The following is a 14,576-nucleotide window of genomic DNA, read 5'->3' as shown; positions in this document are numbered from 1 at the left end:
AGGAACGGGGGTGAACCGCAGGGGGCGTCCCTCCGAGGCCGCCGTGGAACGACGCCGCCAGGACATCCTGCGCCACGTCATGCAACACGGCGAGGCGCGCATCGACGACCTGGCCGCCCGGTTCGGGGTCAGCCTGATGACCGTGCACCGCGACCTGGACGACCTGGTCGAACGGCGGCTGCTGCGCAAACTGCGCGGCCGGGTCGCCGCGCTGCCGTCGCTGACCGTCGAGAGCGCCGAACGGTTCCGCGAACGCCGGCACGCCGCGGAGAAGGACGCCCTGTGCGCGGCGGTCGCCGACCTGGTCCGCCCCGGCACCACCGTGCTGCTGGACGACTCCACCACCCTGCACCCGCTGGCCCGCCGCCTCACCGCCGTGGAAGGGCTCACCGTGGTCACCAACTCGCTGGCGATCGCGATGATCCTCGGGCACGCCGACGGCGTGGAGGTGGTGCTGCTCGGCGGCCGCTACCGGGGCGACTTCAACTCCTGCTCGGGCCCCGACGTGACCGCTGCGCTCGCCCGCATCACCGCCGAGCAGGCGTTCGTGTCGGCCGCCGCCGTGCTCGAGGGCCGCCTGTTCCACCCCAGCCGCGACTCGGCCGAGGTCAAGGAGGCCATGCTCGCCGCGGCGCGCCGCAACATCCTGCTGGCCGACCACTCCAAGTTCGGTAAGACCGCCACCTACGCCTACGGCGACGCCGCCCGCTACGACCTGGTCGTGACCGACGCCGCCACCCCCGCCGAGGAGATCGACGCGCTGCGCGGCCTCGGCGTCGGTGTCCAGATCGTCCACCCGCCCGACAACCCGCCCCGCTGACCAAGGAGCACACCGGCATGCGAGCAGCGCTGATCGAAACCCCCGGAACCGTGGCCGTCACCACCCTGCCCGACCCCTCGCCCGGGCCCGGCCAAGTGGTCGTCGCCGTCGCCGCCTGCGGGATCTGCGGCACCGACCTGCACATCCTCGACGGCGACTTCGCCCCCACCCCGTACCCGATCGTGCCCGGCCACGAGTTCGCCGGTGAGATCGTCGCCGTCGGCGCGGGCGTGACGGGCCTGCGCACCGGCGACCGCGTGGCCGTCGACCCGTCGCTGTTCTGCGGCGCCTGCCACTACTGCGAACGCGGCCAGGGCAACCTGTGCGAGAACTGGAACGCCATCGGCGTGACCCGCAACGGCGCCTGCGCCGAGTACGCGCTCGCCCCGGCCGCCAACTGCCACCGGCTCCCCGACCATGTGGACGTCTCGCATGCCGCGCTCATCGAACCGCTGTCGTGCGCGGTGCGCGGGTTCGACCTGCTGCCGCGCCGCATGGGCGACCACTACCTCATCTACGGCGCCGGGACGATGGGCCTGATGATGCTGCAACTGGCCCGCCGCGCCGGTGCCGCCTCCGTCTCGGTGGTCGATGTGAACGCCGCGCGGCTGCCGGTCGCGACCCGGCTCGGCGCCGACGCGGTGGCCGCTTCGGCCGACGAGTTCGACCGCCCGCAGGGCTGGGAGGTCGTCATCGACTGCACCGGCGCGGTCGCCGCCATCGAGGACGGCCTGACCCGCGTGCGCCGCGGTGGCACGTTCCAGCAGTTCGGTGTCGCGCCCGCCGACGCCACGGCCCGCTTCTCCCCGTTCCGCGTCTACAACGACGAGATCACCATCGTCGGCAGCATGGCCGTCCTGCACAGCTTCGGCCGCGCCGTGGACCTGATGGGCCGCGGCGTCATCGACCCCGACATCATGATCAGCGACCGGTTCGCCCTGGAGCGCTACCCCGAGGCCCTGGACGCCTTCCGCGACGGCACCGGCCGCAAACTGCAGATCAGCGCCGGCTGACCCCCGGACGCTCCCGCGCCGGTGCCCGCCCGATCCGGCGGTGGTGACGGCGCATCGCGGCGGTCGCGCCTGGCGGCCCCGGCACCGGCCGTCGGACGGCACATGCACGAAAGGGGGCCCCGCGCCCGCCGGCCTGACCCGAGTCACCCGGCCATGCAGGGCGACAGGCAATCGAACACGTGTTTGACCTGGTGGGTAGCATGACGACATGGAGAGCGCCCTGCAAGGCTCGATCTTCGACTCCTGGGACGAGGCGGGCCCGCGCGAACTCGGACGTTGCGTCCGGCGCGTCCCGCTCGCCCACGGAGCGTGGATCGACCTGCGCCCCAACTGGATCGCCGGAGCCGACGCGCTCTTCGAACGCCTGCTCACCGCGGTTCCCTGGCGGGCCGAGCGCCGCCACATGTACGACCGCGTGGTGGACGTGCCACGCCTTCTCGCCTTCTACGACGAGGACGCGCCACTCCCCGACCCGCTTCTCGACCAGGCCAAGCGGGCCCTCAACGCCCACTATGCCGAGGAACTCGGCGAGCCCTTCAGCACCGCGGGCCTGTGCCTGTACCGCGACGGCCGCGACAGCGTGGCATGGCACGGCGACACCATCGGACGCGGCAGCACGCAAGACACGATGGTCGCCATCGTCTCCGTCGGCGCGCCGCGCTCCCTTCTGCTGCGCCCTCGCTCCGGCGGTTCCGCCCTCCGCTACGACCTGGGCCACGGCGACCTGATCGTCATGGGCGGTAGCTGCCAGCGCACATGGGAGCACAGCATCCCCAAGACCGCCAAGGACTGCGGCCCCCGGATCAGCATCCAGTACCGCCCCCGAGGCGTCCGCTGACCGAGCGCGCGCAGAAATCCAGCGCCGCTTTTCGCGAACGCTACGGTGATCGTAGGAACGGGGCGGGGCCTTGCGGGCCGCTGTCATGGGGTCTCGGCGGTGAGGCGCCCGACGGCACGGATGACCTGGCGGCGGGTCAGCAGACGGCGCGCGACGAAGGCCAGCGCGCGGTTGCTGCGGCCTGCGATGACACTGGGCGGCGGGTTCCTGCGGTCGAGGGCGTCCAGCGCGGTGCGCACGACGTCGGCGGGGGCGGCCAGTCGCCGTGCTCCGGCGACCTGCGTGCTGCCCGAGACGTCGAAGAACTCGGTCTGGGTGGCGCCCGGCGACAGGGCCAGCACCCGCAGACCGGTGCCGCGCGACTCCGCCCACAGCGCCTCGGTGAGGCTCAGCACGAACGCCTTGGCCGCCCCGTAGAGCGCCAGGCGCGGGTTGGCCTGGTAGGCGGCCATGCTGGCCACGTTGATCAGCACGCCGCGGCCGGCCGTCCGCAGCTGCTCGATGAAGGCGCGGCTGATGTCGGCGACCGCTGTCACGTCGACGGCGATCTCCTGCTGCAGCCGCTGCGGATCGGCCTCGTGGAAGGGACCGTAGTTCGCGAACCCGGCGTTGTTGACGACGCCGGTGACGTGCAGGCCGAGCCGCTGCATCTCGGCGGCCAGCGCCTGCCCGGGGCGGTCGGCGGCCAGGTCCATCTCCACCACGTGCACCTTGATCTGGTGCTGTGCGCGCAGCCGCTCGGCGAGTTCCTCCAGGCGCTGCCTGCGGCGGGCGACCAGTACCAGGTCCGAGCCGCGCTCGGCGAGCTGGCGGGCGAACTCGGCGCCGAGCCCCGCACTGGCACCGGTGACCAGCGTGGTCTGTCCCCGGTAGTCGACGGCGGTCATGATGATTCCCCTTTCAGCGACTGTCTGGCTGACAGTAAATGCCAGAAAGGCGGCTGCTGTCCAGTCGGGGTAGTCTGTCGGCATGACGACCTTGTGGGACCGGTCGCGGCAGGTCGCCGTCCAGGCGATCCTGGACACGGCGCTGCGCCTGTTCGCCGAGCAGGGCTACGAGCGGACGACGATCGCGCAGATCGCGCGGGAGTCGGGCATCTCCCAGCGCTCCCTGTTCCGCTACTTCGGCACCAAGGAGGACCTGGTCTGCGGCGACCAGCAGGGGCTGGGCGAACTGCTGAAACGGGTCGTCCGGGAGCAGCCGGCCGAGGTGTCGGCCTGGGACGCCCTGCGGGCCGGGTTCGAGGCCGTCCTGGCCGAGGGGAACTCCACCGGCCGGGCACTGGAGCTGTCCCGCCTGATCTTCGACACGCCCTCGCTGCGCTCCCGCTACGTCGAGAAGCGGTTGCGCTGGCAGGCCGAACTCCTGCCGATCATCACCGAGCGGCTGGAGGCCGACGCCGGCCCGGACGCCGAGCTGCACGCCAGGGCGATCATCGCCACGGTCTTCGCCTGCGTCGACACGGCGACCGAGCTGTGGGTCAGAAGCGACGGACGGCTCGCCCCGGGCGACCTCTACGACCAGTGCCTGGCGGCGGTGCGCGGCCGCGACTGAGCCGTCGCCCACCGGTCGCCGGCGGCCTTCCCGCCGTCGCCCGCGCGGCGGCGGCCTGACCCCGCGCCCGGCGCCGGCCGCCTTTCGCGGGCCGCCCGCTCGCCCCGCGCGCTGCGGCCCATCCCCCAGCCGGCGGGCATGGACGCGCAGATGGCGGGCAAGCAGGAGGAGCACCGGCAGGAGGGGGCGACATGATCGATCCGACCGGCGCGGGGCCTCGCATCGCCATCGTCACGGGAGGCTCCGGCGGCATCGGCCGGGCGGTCGCCGAACGGCTGGCCGCCGACGGGATGAGGGTGGTGGTCGGCTACTCCGGCAACCCGGCGCGCGCGAAGGAGGTCGTGAACGCCATCGCGGCCGCCGGCGGCACCGCAACCGGCGTCGCGGCGGACGTGGCGGACCAAGCGCAGGTCGCGGCGATGTTCGACCAGGCCGAACGGCTGTACGGCGGCGTCGACGTGGTCGTGCACGCCGCGGGGATCATGCTGCTGTCGCCGCTGGCCGAACTCGCCCTCGCCGACCTGGACCGGATGCACCGCGTCAACATCCGCGGCACCTTCGTCGTCGACCAGCAGGCCGCCCGCCGGGTCCGCCGCGGCGGCGCGATCATCAACTTCTCGTCGTCGGTGGTGAGGCTCGGGCTGCCGTCCTACTCCGCCTACGCCGCCAGCAAGGGCGCGGTCGACGCGATCACCTGGATTCTCGCCAAGGAGCTGCGGGGCCGGGACGTCACGGTCAACGCGGTGGCGCCGGGGCCCACCGCCACGCCGCTGTTCCTGGACGGCAAGGACCATGCCGCCGTCGAGGAGCTGGCCAGAATGGCCCCGCTGGAGCGGCTCGGCCTGCCCGTGGACATCGCCGAGGCGGTCGCCTTCCTCGCAGGCCCCGCCCGCTGGGTCAACGGCCAGGTCATCTACGTCAACGGCGGCATCGCCTGACCGGCATGGCGCCACAGCAGCCGCCCATCGGCACCGTCGACTGCCGGTCCCCCAGCCCGCGATCGGCGTCATCGGCCCGGTGGCCCGCTCCTACTATGATCACCGAGGTGGATCTCCAGCGACTGATCAGCGACCTGTCGGCGCCGGAGGAGGAGACCTGGAGACCGGCCTGGAACGCCTGCAAAGAGCTCGGTGGCGTCGGGGGCGACGCGCTGGTGGCGGAGCTGCTCGATGAGAATTCGCCGCTGGACTGGGCCCGGGCCGGCACGCTGCTGAGGCAGCTGGGCGATCCCGCGTTCTGCGCGGTCCGCGACGCCGTCGCCGCTGACCTGCCGCAAGAGCCGGCCCGCCGGGCACGCTGGACGTTCGGCGGCTTCTCCGGCGAGCATTGGGACCGGCTCCTGGAGTCGCTCGACCATCCCTCGCCCGCCGTCCGAGCGGGTGCGGCCCTGTGCCTGCAGAGGATGGGACAGGAGGCACTGCCCGCCTCCGGTGCCCTGATCCGGCTGCTCGGTGACCCGGACGCGGACGTGCGCAAGCGCGCCGCGTGGGCGTTGGAGGAGTTCGGCCCCGGAGTGCTGGACGAGCTGCGGGAGGTCCGCCGGTCCGGTCCGGCCGCGTATCGTCCCGCCGCCTTCGAGGTGATCATGAACATCGCCGGACCCGGTGCCCTGTCCCCCGAGGACCAGAAGCTGTGGCGGCGTTACCTGCGGGCCAAGGCCGCCGCCGACCGGCCGCAGGGAATCTGGGAGAACAGCTGCTTCGCCGTCCCCGGTGGTGATCAGGAAGGCATTCTGGCGGCCCTGGAGTTCTCCGACCCCGGCCCGATGTACTTCGAGCTGGGGCTGGCCGTCGCGGCCGGGGCGTGGTGGACGGCGCCGCCGGTCGAGCATCCGGACCGGGCGGAGGCGTTCATCACTCCCGAACTCGACGGCTGGACGCTCATCGTCAGCGGCTGGTGCTATCCGGCTTGGGACGAGCAGTGGTACGCGCAGACACGTGACGCGCTGCGGCGGCTGAGCGCCCGGTTCGGCGTCGCCTGGGGATTCGCAGGCCGCGGTTATGCCGGTACGGCGGCGTGGGCCTGCGCTAAAGACGGTGACATCGTATGGGAGCGCGAGGTCACCGACGACGACGAATGGGGCGAGGACGACCCCGCCGAGGGCATCGACACGGACGAACCACTCGGCATCGATCCGACCGAACTGACCGAGGCGACCCCCATGCGCGGCACGGGACTGCGCGCGCTGACCCCCTACGGGCGCGACGCCCCGCGCCGTGAAGGCCTCGAACCCGCCGCGAACTGACCCCGCACGTCGGCCGCAGGCTTGGACGGTTCCCCGTCGGCGGCGTCGCGCGCGGGGGCTTGACGTGCAGGCGTGTTCGGCGTCGAGGGCGTCCACGGCCTGTTCGACGTCGCCGCAGTGGCCGCGGTCGATAAAGGCCGCCCGCCCCTGCCCGGTCGCCCCGCCGGCCCGGCGGCTGGCCTGATTGCGGGACGAGCCGGTGCGCCACCGGGGCCGTCGCAGTTGCGCGGCCCCCTGGCGGCGGTTTCCGTTGCGGTTCACTGCCCCGGTGCGGTGCTTGTCGTCTTCGCTTGGGCGGTGTCCGGGGGCAAGGAGGTGATCTCAGGCAGAGGGGCTTCCCATAGGGGGACGCTTTCCACCCGGGAGATCCGCCATCCGTGCGGGGTGCGGGCGGCGGTCAGGTGGTAGCGCTCGCCGAAGAGCCGCCCTCCCCCTTCGGGGCGGCCGACGAAGACGGCGAGCAGGTTCGCGGTGATCGTGGCGGTGTCGCCGTCCACCTTGATGAGGGGATGGGTGATGAAGCTCTGCGTGGACACGCCGTCGGGGCGGATCCTTCCCGCCTTCTCCACGATGGCATCGATGCCGTGGGCCGCGCCGCTGGCAGTGCCGACCGAGGCGTCTTCGGTGAAGACGGTCCGCATGGCTGCAAAGCGCTTTTCGTCCAGGCAGCGTCCGAGGCGGGCCACGAGGTCGGTGAGCTCATGACGGTCGAGGTGATCCATCACCCGCTCCATATCGTTGGTGTCACCAATGTTGGCCTGACCAATCATAGCTGGTCGTGGGTGCCGCCAACGAGTTGGGGTTGACGGCCGGAACACGGGCCGCGTCTTGCGAGCGGCCGGACGCAGACGTGGCCGCGCAGCTGGAAGGCCGCCACGCGGGACAGCCGCCGACGACGGCGCCGCCGTGTGCAAGGCACCCGGCCCCGGCGGAACTTGGGGCCCTAGGCCATCCAGGCGGGAAGAAGGCGCCCACGAACCCGGCCGCCGGACCCCGGGAGCTGCTGCTGCACCCGCTCAGAAGGCAGATGTCAAGCCCCTCGTCAGCGCGGTCGGTGCGTGTGCCGTGTGGCGGCGGCCCTGCCTGGATCGCAGAGGGAAGGCGTGGTGTTGGGGGAATGGGGAGGCGTTGGGCGGGGCGGAGGGCTACAGTAGGCGCTGGAACCGAAGGGAGGTGTGGTCTATGGCCGTCGCGGTGGTTGTCGCTGCGCGCGACTTCGAGGCCGACCACATTTCCCGGGTCGCCGGCTGACGCTCTTCCGCGCGCCGGGCGGCCCCCTCACACATGAGGTTCCATTCCATTGCTCGAGTCTTCTGACGTCCTGGCCGTCTACGGCTGGGACGAGTACTTCGATGACGCCTTCGCGGCGTACCGTGCCGAAGGGCTGGTGCCCGCCCGTATCGTCCGCGTCGATCGCGGGCGTTGCGACCTCGTCACCGAGCACGGGCCCGTGCGCGCCGACACCTCGCGGGTGGACGGGCCGTGCACGGGTGACTGGGCCGTGCTGCGGCCCGGTGACCGTCCGGTGGTCACGCATCTGCTGCCGCGCCGTACGGCGCTCGTGCGGTCGTCGGCGTCCGGCCGTTCGCAAGGGCAGGTGCTCGCCGCCAACGTCGACACGATCGCGGTGACCGTGTCGCTGGCCGTCCCGGTGGACCTGGGACGGCTGGAGCGGATGCTGGCACTGGCCTGGGAGAGCGGCGCCCGTCCCGTCGTCGCGCTCACCAAGGCCGACCGGGTCGGCGACACGGCCGAGATCGAGGCAGAGGTCGCGGCGGCCGCGCCCGGCGTGGACGTGGTGGCCGTCAGCGCCGCCACCGGGTTCGGCGTGGACGCGTTCGCCGCGCTGCTCACCGGCACGGTGGTGCTGATCGGGCCGTCCGGTGCGGGCAAGTCCACGCTCGGCAATGCCCTGCTCGGTGAGGAGCGGCTGGCCACCGGTGCCGTGCGCGCCTCGGACGGCAAGGGGCGGCACACCACCGTGCACCGCGAGTTGCTGCCGCTGCCCGGAGGCGGTGTGCTCATCGACACGCCCGGGCTGCGCGGCGTCGGCCTGTGGGACGCGGCGGACGGGCTGGAGCAGACGTTCGCCGACATCGAGGAACTGGCCGACAACTGCCGGTTCGCCGACTGCGGGCACCGCGCCGAACCGGGGTGCGCCGTGCTGGCGGCCGTCGAGGACGGTGTGCTGACGCGCCGCCGCCTCGACAGCTACCGCAAGCTGGTCCGCGAGAACGAGTGGATCGCCTCGCGCAGCGATGCGCGTCTGCGCGCCGAACGCGAGAACCGGTACAAGGCGATCAGCAGGTCGCTGCGGCAGAAGTACAAGCACGAGGGGAGGAAGCGGTGAGCGCCTGGACGACGCGGCCCGAGACCTTTCGGGACGTCGCCGACGTGCGGCGGGTGCTGCAAGCGGCGTTTCCCACCGCGCAGGAGGCCGAGCTGGTCGACGCGTTGCGGCGGGACGCGGCGTGGCTGCCCGGTCTGGCGTGGGTGGCCGAGGAACCCGGCGGCCGGGTCGTCGGGTATGCGCTGCTGACGCGGTGCCACGTGGGCGAGCCGCCCGCGCCCGCACTGGCGTTGGCGCCGGTCGCCGTGCTGCCCGCGTTCCAGCGCAGGGGCGTGGGCGAGGCGGTCACGGCCGCCGCGTTGCACGCCGCCGAGCAGGCGGGCGAACGGCTGGTGATCGTGCTGGGGCATCCGGAGTACTACCCGAGGTTCGGGTTCACGCGGGCGTCCCGGTTCGGCATCGGGGTGTCGTTCGAGGTGCCGGACGAGGCGCTGATGGCGCTGGTCCTGGACGTGGGAGCCGACGTGCCGCGAGGCGTCGTCCGGTATCCGGCGCCGTTCGGGGTGTGAGTCGAGACGGCCCGGCCGGCGTTCGGCCGGGCCGTCGCCCTGCCCGCCCTACGGGGTGGGAAGGGGCATGGCGGCCAGTTCGGCGCGTGCGCGGCTCGGCGGCAGCCGGTCCAGGGCTTGGCGGGCCCGGATCCAGTACTGGTCGGCCATGTGGCGGGCGCGGGCCAGGGCGCCGGTGTCGTGCAGGATCTGATGCACCTGCTGCAGGGACGGGGCGCGCCGGGTCAGCGCGCGTCGCAGTGTGCGGCGCTGCTGGCCGTCGCCGCGCTGGTAGGCCAGCAGGAGCGGGAGGGTGGGGCGCCGGTTGCGCAGGTCGCTGTCGGCGGGCTTGCCGTTTTTGGACGTGGCGTCGCCGGTGCGGTAGGCGAGCATGTCGTCGCGGATCTGGAAGGCCATGCCGTACCGCTCGCCGAAGGCGGCCAGGGCGGCGGCCTGCTCGGGGTCGGCGCCGCCGAGCACGGCCCCGGACTCGCATGCGGCTCGGGTGAACACGGCGGTCTTGCCATGCGCCATGGTCAGGTACGTCTCGACCGGGCAGTCGAGGCGGCCGGCCAGTGCGAGTTCGTCGTAGGCGCCTCGGCAGGCGGCGGCGCCGGCTTCGGCGGCGATCCGCATCGTCTCCAGCACGGCCTGCGGCGGCACGCCGCGGTCGGCGACGCGGACGAGCGCCCCGAGGAACTCGATGAGCAGCGAGTTGCCCGCGATGATGGCCGGTTCGGCGCCGAAGGCGATGTGGACGGCGGGACGGGAGCGGCGGATGGCGTCGCCGTCGATGATGTCGTCGTGCACGAGGCTGGCGGTGTGCGCGGCCTCGCTGCCCACGGCCACGGGCAGCACGTGCTCCAGGCGGCCGCCGACCGCCAGGGCCGACCAGACCGTCAGCAGCGGACGCACCAGCTTTCCGGGCGGGATCAGGGCATAGCGCTGGACGCGGCCGAGGCCGTCGAGCGTGGCGGGCCAGCGTTCGGCGAAGGCGTCCCGCAGCGCCGCGTCGACCTCCTCCGGACTCCACTGGTGGGGCTCCCGGGCCGCCGGCCCGGCCGATAGCACGACATGGTTGTTCACGATGGTCTCCAAGGGGAAAGGGCAGCCAGCGGGCATCGGGCTGCTGGGGGCACGAGGCTGGCGATACCCGTCTGGTCCGCTGGTCAGCCCTTCCGTTCACTGGCCGTGTCACTGTCGGCTTGTCGACGCCGATACCGCCGTCGGGATACATGGCGGGTGCCGGGGCGGCCCCTAGGCTGCGTTAGGCAATCGAGTCACCACGGTTCGCGGCAACTGGAGAGCGCATGACGCAGCGGCCCGCGAGGCATGTCGCCTGCATCATGGACGGCGGTGCCGCCTGGCCCGGAGGCGACGCGAGCGACCGTGTTCCCGCTGCCGAGACGGGGGTCGCCGCAGCGGTGGACGCCGCGGTCGAGGCGGGTGTGCGGTGGCTGACGCTGCTGCCCGCTGCCGGTTCGGGCGGGCCGCGAAAGGTGCTGGAACCGGTTCTGGACGCAGGCGGTGAGCGTCTGCACGGCCGCGGTGTGCGGGTCGGCCTGCTCGGCGGTGCGACGTCCGCGCTCACCGGCGATGCGGCGCAGCGGTTGCGCCGCGTCCGGGAACTGACCGTCGGCAACACCGGCCTGCGTCTGACGTTGGCTTTGACCCATGACGGCCGCGAGGCGCTTCCGGCCACCCTCCACGCCCTGATCGCCGGTGGCGAGGCGGGCGACATGGCCGAGCGGCTGCAAAAGGAGACCGGGCTGCCCCCGGTCGATCTGCTGATCCGCACCGGTGGCCGCCACCGCCTGTCGGGCGCGCTGCCCTGGCACTGCGCCGACGCCGAACTGGTCTTCCTGGACGTGCCGTGGGCCGGCTTCACCGCCGAGCACTTCCGCCAGGCGCTGGAGCTCTACCGGCTGCGCCGCGGCCTGGACGGGCCGCCGCCCTCGGGCGACGCGGCCGTCCCCGCGGTCGGCGCCGCTGCCCCCCGTTCGCCGGTGCTGGAGGCGGCGGCCAAGGCCACCGGCCTGTTGCGGGCCGCCGTCTCCGTCCCGGCGCGCGTGCCCCGGCCGCCCGCCGGTTCCTCGGACCTGGCGGCCCTGCCCGCCGAGGTCACCGCGCACCTGGTGAGCGGGCTGCGGGAAACCGTCCGGTTCACCAGAGCCCGCCTCGCCGAGATCCTCGCCGAGCAGGTGGCCGGACCGGAGCGGTGCGGCGACGCGGCGGACACGCTCTTCGACCGAGGCGAGCCGTGAGCCTGGCGCCCGGCTGGGAGCGTTCACTGACCGCCGCGCACATCATCGGCGACCGGTTGCGCGCCGACTACACCGGCGCGGCCGCCATGGTGCGGCGCAGGTATCCCGACATGTACCTGCTGATGCGGCTGGGGCTTCCGGCGCAGATCCAGCCGCATCTGGTGGCGATCGCGTCCTTCTGCGTCCAGGGCGACGCACTGGTGGACCGGCCCGTCGGCGAACGCGACCCCGCGCGCTTTCACGCCTGGGCCGACCAGGTCAGGTCGGCGCTGGCCACGGGCACGGCCGGGCAACCGTACCTGCGGGCGTTCCTGCACACCTTCGCCGTGCGCGGCGTCTCCCACGATGACGTGCTGGCCCACTTGAGGGGGCAGGCCGCCCACCTCTACGTCACCGGCTACGCCACCGAACAGGAGTACTACGACGATCTGGAGCGGGTCGTCATGACCACCGCCCGGTTCGTCGCGGCCATCTGGGGCACGGACGTCACCCCCGCCGAGGAGCAGCTGATGCGGCTGGTCGCCGATGCCGCGCAACGCGTCGACGACCTGGTCGACCTCGCCGAGGACCTCCGCGACGGGCGGCTGACCGTCCCCGAGACCGAGCTGCTGCGCTTCGGTGCCACCCGCGCCGACCTGGAGGCCGCCCGCGACACCCCCGCGGTGCGGGCCTTGATCGCCCACCGGGCCGCCAGGGCCCGCGAGCTGCTGCGGGAGGTCAGGGCCCGGCTCGACCAGACCCGCCAGCCGATGAAGCTGTGGTGCCAGTGCATGGCCCTGTACTACGTCCACCACCTGGACGCCGCCGAACGCCGCGGCGCCGCGACCGACCGCGGCCTGCTGCGGTATCTGCGTCCCCGCCCGGCCGACCTGGGCAGGGGTCTGACGGGCATCCTGCTCAGCCGCCTCGTCGTCGGAGCGATGGCCGCCGCGGCCGACCGCACGTGAGCGACCCGGGCGGGCCGTTCAGCGGCCGCGGCGCCGGTAGGTGCGGATCGACAGCGGCGCGAACACCGCCAGCAGCACGGCCGACCACACCAGCACCGCCGCGACCGGATGGGCCAGCGGCAACGACAGGTCGTCCCCGGTGGGCGCGCCGGGGTTGCCGAACAGCTCGCGGGAGGCCGCGGTCATCGCGCTGACGGGGTTCCACTCGGCCACCACGCGCAGCCAGGCGGGCATCCCGTCGGTCGGGACGAACGAGTTGGACAGCATCGACACCGGCAGCGACAGCGGCACGAAATGGTCTGCGGTCCGCTCGTCGCCCACCAGCAGGCCCAGGTAGCAGCCCACCCAGCTCAGCGCGAACCGGATCAGCAGCAGCAGCGCGAACGCCTCGGCGGTGGCCACCGGTCCGTTGTGCGGGCGCCAGCCGACCAGCAGCCCGGCACCCACCATGATCACCAGGGCGAGCGGCCCGCTCACCAGCGTGTCCGCGCCGACCTGCCCGAGCGGCACCGCGGAACGCGCCATCGGCATGGCGCGGAACCGGTCCATGACGCCGAGGGAGGCGTCGGTGGCGACCCGCATCATCAGGGCCATCACCGCACTGAAGGTGATCATGGAGAACAGGCCGGGCATCAGGTACTCGCGGTAGTTGCCGCCGCCGGGCACCTGGATGGCGCTGCCGAACACGTAGCCGAACAGCAGCACCATGATCCCCGGGAAGATCAGCGCGGCGACGAGCTGGCCGGGCTCCTGACGCAGCCTGCTCAGCTCCCGGCCGACCAGCACGGAGGCGTCGGCGGCGGTCCAGCGCAGCCGCCCGGCCAGCGACGCGGGCGGGGCGGGCATGGGCGGAGCGGTCGTCACACTGCCTCCTTCACGGGTGCGGTCTCGTCGGCGCCGTCGGCCTGCTCGGCGGCGGAGCGGCCGGTGAGGCTGAGGAACACCTCGTCCAATGTCGGGCGGCGCAGGCTGACATCGGCGGCGGCGACGCCGGCGCGGTCGAGTTCGCGCACCACGTCGGCCAGGCGCACGGTGTCGCCGGGCAGGGCGATGCCGAGGCGCGCGTGTTCGGCGTCGACGGCGGGTTCCGCTCCGGTGAGCCCGGCCAGCACGGACGCGCCGCGTTCCAGTTGCGCCCGGTCCTGCAGGACGACGTCGAGCCGGTCGCCGAGCCGGGCCTTGAGGGCGTCGGGTGTGCCGGTGGCGATGACACGGCCGTGGTCGACGACGGCGATGTCGTCGGCGAGCTGGTCGGCCTCGTCCAGGTACTGCGTGGTCAGCAGGACGGTGGTGCCGTCGGCGACCAGTTGCCGGATGCCGTCCCAGATCTCGCCGCGGCTGCGCGGGTCCAGGCCGGTGGTCGGCTCGTCCAGGAACAGCACCGCCGGGCGCAGGATCAGGCAGGTGATCAGGTCCAGCCGGCGCCGCATGCCGCCGGAGTAGCCGCCGACCTGCCGGTCGGCGGCCTCGGCCAGGCCGAACCGCTCCAGCAGTTCGTCGGCCCGCCGGTGCGCCTCGCGGCGCGGCAGGTGGTACAGGCGGGCGAACATGCGCAGGTTGCCGCGGCCGGTCAGCTTCTCGTCGACGGCGGCGTACTGCCCGGCCAGCCCGATGCGCGCCCGCACCCGCTCGGTCTCGCGCACGACGTCGTACCCGGCGATGCGGGCCCGGCCCGCGTCCGGGTCCGCCAGCGTCGCCAGAATCCTGATCAGCGTCGTCTTGCCCGCCCCGTTGGGGCCGAGCACCCCGCACACTGTGCCCGCCGGGACGGTCAGGTCCAGGCCGCGCAGCGCGTGCGTCGTGCCGAAGCGTTTGTGCAGCCCTTCGGCCACGACGATCGGCTCCTCCATCACCCCTCCAACTGAGTACACCGTACGCATCAATCTCTATGAGAGTAGGTAAACGGGTACAGCGTACGCAACTCGGCGCCTCGGTCGGCGCGCACCGCTCGTACGAATCCCGCCGGCGCCCCCGGTAGCGGCGTCGCCACCGCCGGCGGGCGAGCGTAGTCTGTCGGACTCACCGAATCCGACAGCGATCGCGTCCCGGGGGCGGGG

Annotated in this window: 15 protein-coding genes; 10 read left to right on the top strand and 5 right to left on the bottom strand. The window is 73.2% G+C overall.

The window, feature by feature from the left end; all coding sequences use genetic code 11:
* Positions 1-10 precede the first annotated feature (10 nt).
* The 3 genes from QSK22_RS10540 to QSK22_RS10530 all read left to right on the top strand — a co-directional run bounded on the left by QSK22_RS10540 (position 11) and on the right by QSK22_RS10530 (position 2,671).
* Positions 11-820, top strand: coding sequence for a DeoR/GlpR family DNA-binding transcription regulator (locus QSK22_RS10540; protein WP_285493880.1), 810 nt, complete (start codon positions 11-13; stop codon positions 818-820).
* Positions 821-837: 17 nt separating this feature from the next.
* Complete coding sequence (locus tag QSK22_RS10535) at positions 838-1,833, top strand: zinc-dependent alcohol dehydrogenase family protein (protein WP_285493879.1); 996 nt, start codon at positions 838-840, stop codon at positions 1,831-1,833.
* Positions 1,834-2,041: 208 nt separating this feature from the next.
* Positions 2,042-2,671, top strand: coding sequence for an alpha-ketoglutarate-dependent dioxygenase AlkB (locus tag QSK22_RS10530; protein WP_285493878.1), 630 nt, complete (start codon positions 2,042-2,044; stop codon positions 2,669-2,671).
* 83 nt (positions 2,672-2,754) lie between these two features.
* Here QSK22_RS10530 and QSK22_RS10525 read toward each other — a convergent pair whose 3' ends face one another.
* A complete protein-coding gene (locus QSK22_RS10525) occupies positions 2,755-3,558 on the bottom strand; it encodes an SDR family NAD(P)-dependent oxidoreductase (RefSeq protein WP_285493877.1) in 804 nt (267 codons plus the stop codon).
* Between the two features lie 82 nt (positions 3,559-3,640).
* Here QSK22_RS10525 and QSK22_RS10520 point away from each other — a divergent pair, with 82 nt between their 5' ends.
* The 3 genes from QSK22_RS10520 to QSK22_RS10510 all read left to right on the top strand — a co-directional run bounded on the left by QSK22_RS10520 (position 3,641) and on the right by QSK22_RS10510 (position 6,470).
* Positions 3,641-4,225 carry a TetR/AcrR family transcriptional regulator gene (locus tag QSK22_RS10520; RefSeq protein ID WP_285493876.1) on the top strand — a complete coding sequence of 195 codons (585 nt, stop codon included), beginning with the start codon at positions 3,641-3,643 and terminating at the stop codon, positions 4,223-4,225.
* Positions 4,226-4,416: 191 nt separating this feature from the next.
* Positions 4,417-5,163 (top strand): SDR family oxidoreductase, encoded by a 747-nt coding sequence (locus QSK22_RS10515; protein WP_285493875.1) that lies wholly within the window; start codon positions 4,417-4,419, stop codon positions 5,161-5,163.
* Positions 5,164-5,270: 107 nt separating this feature from the next.
* Positions 5,271-6,470: a HEAT repeat domain-containing protein gene (locus tag QSK22_RS10510; RefSeq protein ID WP_285493872.1), complete on the top strand. Its 1,200-nt coding sequence runs from the start codon at positions 5,271-5,273 to the stop codon at positions 6,468-6,470.
* Between the two features lie 257 nt (positions 6,471-6,727).
* Here QSK22_RS10510 and QSK22_RS10505 read toward each other — a convergent pair whose 3' ends face one another.
* Entirely contained in the window at positions 6,728-7,192 is a 465-nt protein-coding gene (locus tag QSK22_RS10505) for a nuclear transport factor 2 family protein (protein ID WP_285493871.1), read from the bottom strand.
* A gap of 578 nt (positions 7,193-7,770) precedes the next feature.
* Here QSK22_RS10505 and rsgA point away from each other — a divergent pair.
* On the top strand, positions 7,771-8,820 hold the full coding sequence (gene rsgA / locus QSK22_RS10500; protein ID WP_285493870.1) for a ribosome small subunit-dependent GTPase A: 1,050 nt from the start codon (positions 7,771-7,773) through the stop codon (positions 8,818-8,820).
* Entirely contained in the window at positions 8,817-9,329 is a 513-nt protein-coding gene (locus QSK22_RS10495) for a GNAT family N-acetyltransferase (RefSeq protein WP_285493869.1), read from the top strand. Before rsgA ends, QSK22_RS10495 begins: the two co-directional genes overlap by 4 nt.
* A gap of 48 nt (positions 9,330-9,377) precedes the next feature.
* Here QSK22_RS10495 and QSK22_RS10490 read toward each other — a convergent pair whose 3' ends face one another.
* Positions 9,378-10,394, bottom strand: coding sequence for a polyprenyl synthetase family protein (locus tag QSK22_RS10490; protein WP_285493868.1), 1,017 nt, complete (start codon positions 10,392-10,394; stop codon positions 9,378-9,380).
* A gap of 224 nt (positions 10,395-10,618) precedes the next feature.
* Here QSK22_RS10490 and QSK22_RS10485 point away from each other — a divergent pair, with 224 nt between their 5' ends.
* Both QSK22_RS10485 and QSK22_RS10480 read left to right on the top strand, forming a co-directional pair.
* Positions 10,619-11,572: an undecaprenyl diphosphate synthase family protein gene (locus QSK22_RS10485; protein ID WP_285493867.1), complete on the top strand. Its 954-nt coding sequence runs from the start codon at positions 10,619-10,621 to the stop codon at positions 11,570-11,572.
* Positions 11,569-12,519 carry a phytoene/squalene synthase family protein gene (locus tag QSK22_RS10480; RefSeq protein ID WP_285493866.1) on the top strand — a complete coding sequence of 317 codons (951 nt, stop codon included), beginning with the start codon at positions 11,569-11,571 and terminating at the stop codon, positions 12,517-12,519. The genes QSK22_RS10485 and QSK22_RS10480 overlap by 4 nt, the downstream gene beginning before the upstream one ends.
* An 18-nt stretch (positions 12,520-12,537) precedes the next feature.
* Here QSK22_RS10480 and QSK22_RS10475 read toward each other — a convergent pair whose 3' ends face one another.
* Both QSK22_RS10475 and QSK22_RS10470 read right to left on the bottom strand, forming a co-directional pair.
* The gene (locus QSK22_RS10475; RefSeq protein ID WP_285493865.1) at positions 12,538-13,383 is read right to left on the bottom strand and encodes an ABC transporter permease; all 846 of its coding nucleotides are present in this window, start codon (positions 13,381-13,383) and stop codon (positions 12,538-12,540) included.
* Positions 13,380-14,369 (bottom strand): ATP-binding cassette domain-containing protein, encoded by a 990-nt coding sequence (locus QSK22_RS10470; RefSeq protein WP_285493864.1) that lies wholly within the window; start codon positions 14,367-14,369, stop codon positions 13,380-13,382. Before QSK22_RS10470 ends, QSK22_RS10475 begins: the two co-directional genes overlap by 4 nt.
* Positions 14,370-14,576 lie beyond the last annotated feature (207 nt).

The sequence above is a fragment of the Actinomadura sp. NBRC 104425 genome (assembly GCF_030269545.1).
GTDB lineage: Bacteria > Actinomycetota > Actinomycetes > Streptosporangiales > Streptosporangiaceae > Spirillospora > Spirillospora keratinilytica.
Note: the sequence above shows the minus strand (reverse complement) of the source record. Positions and strands in the feature narration are given on the sequence as shown.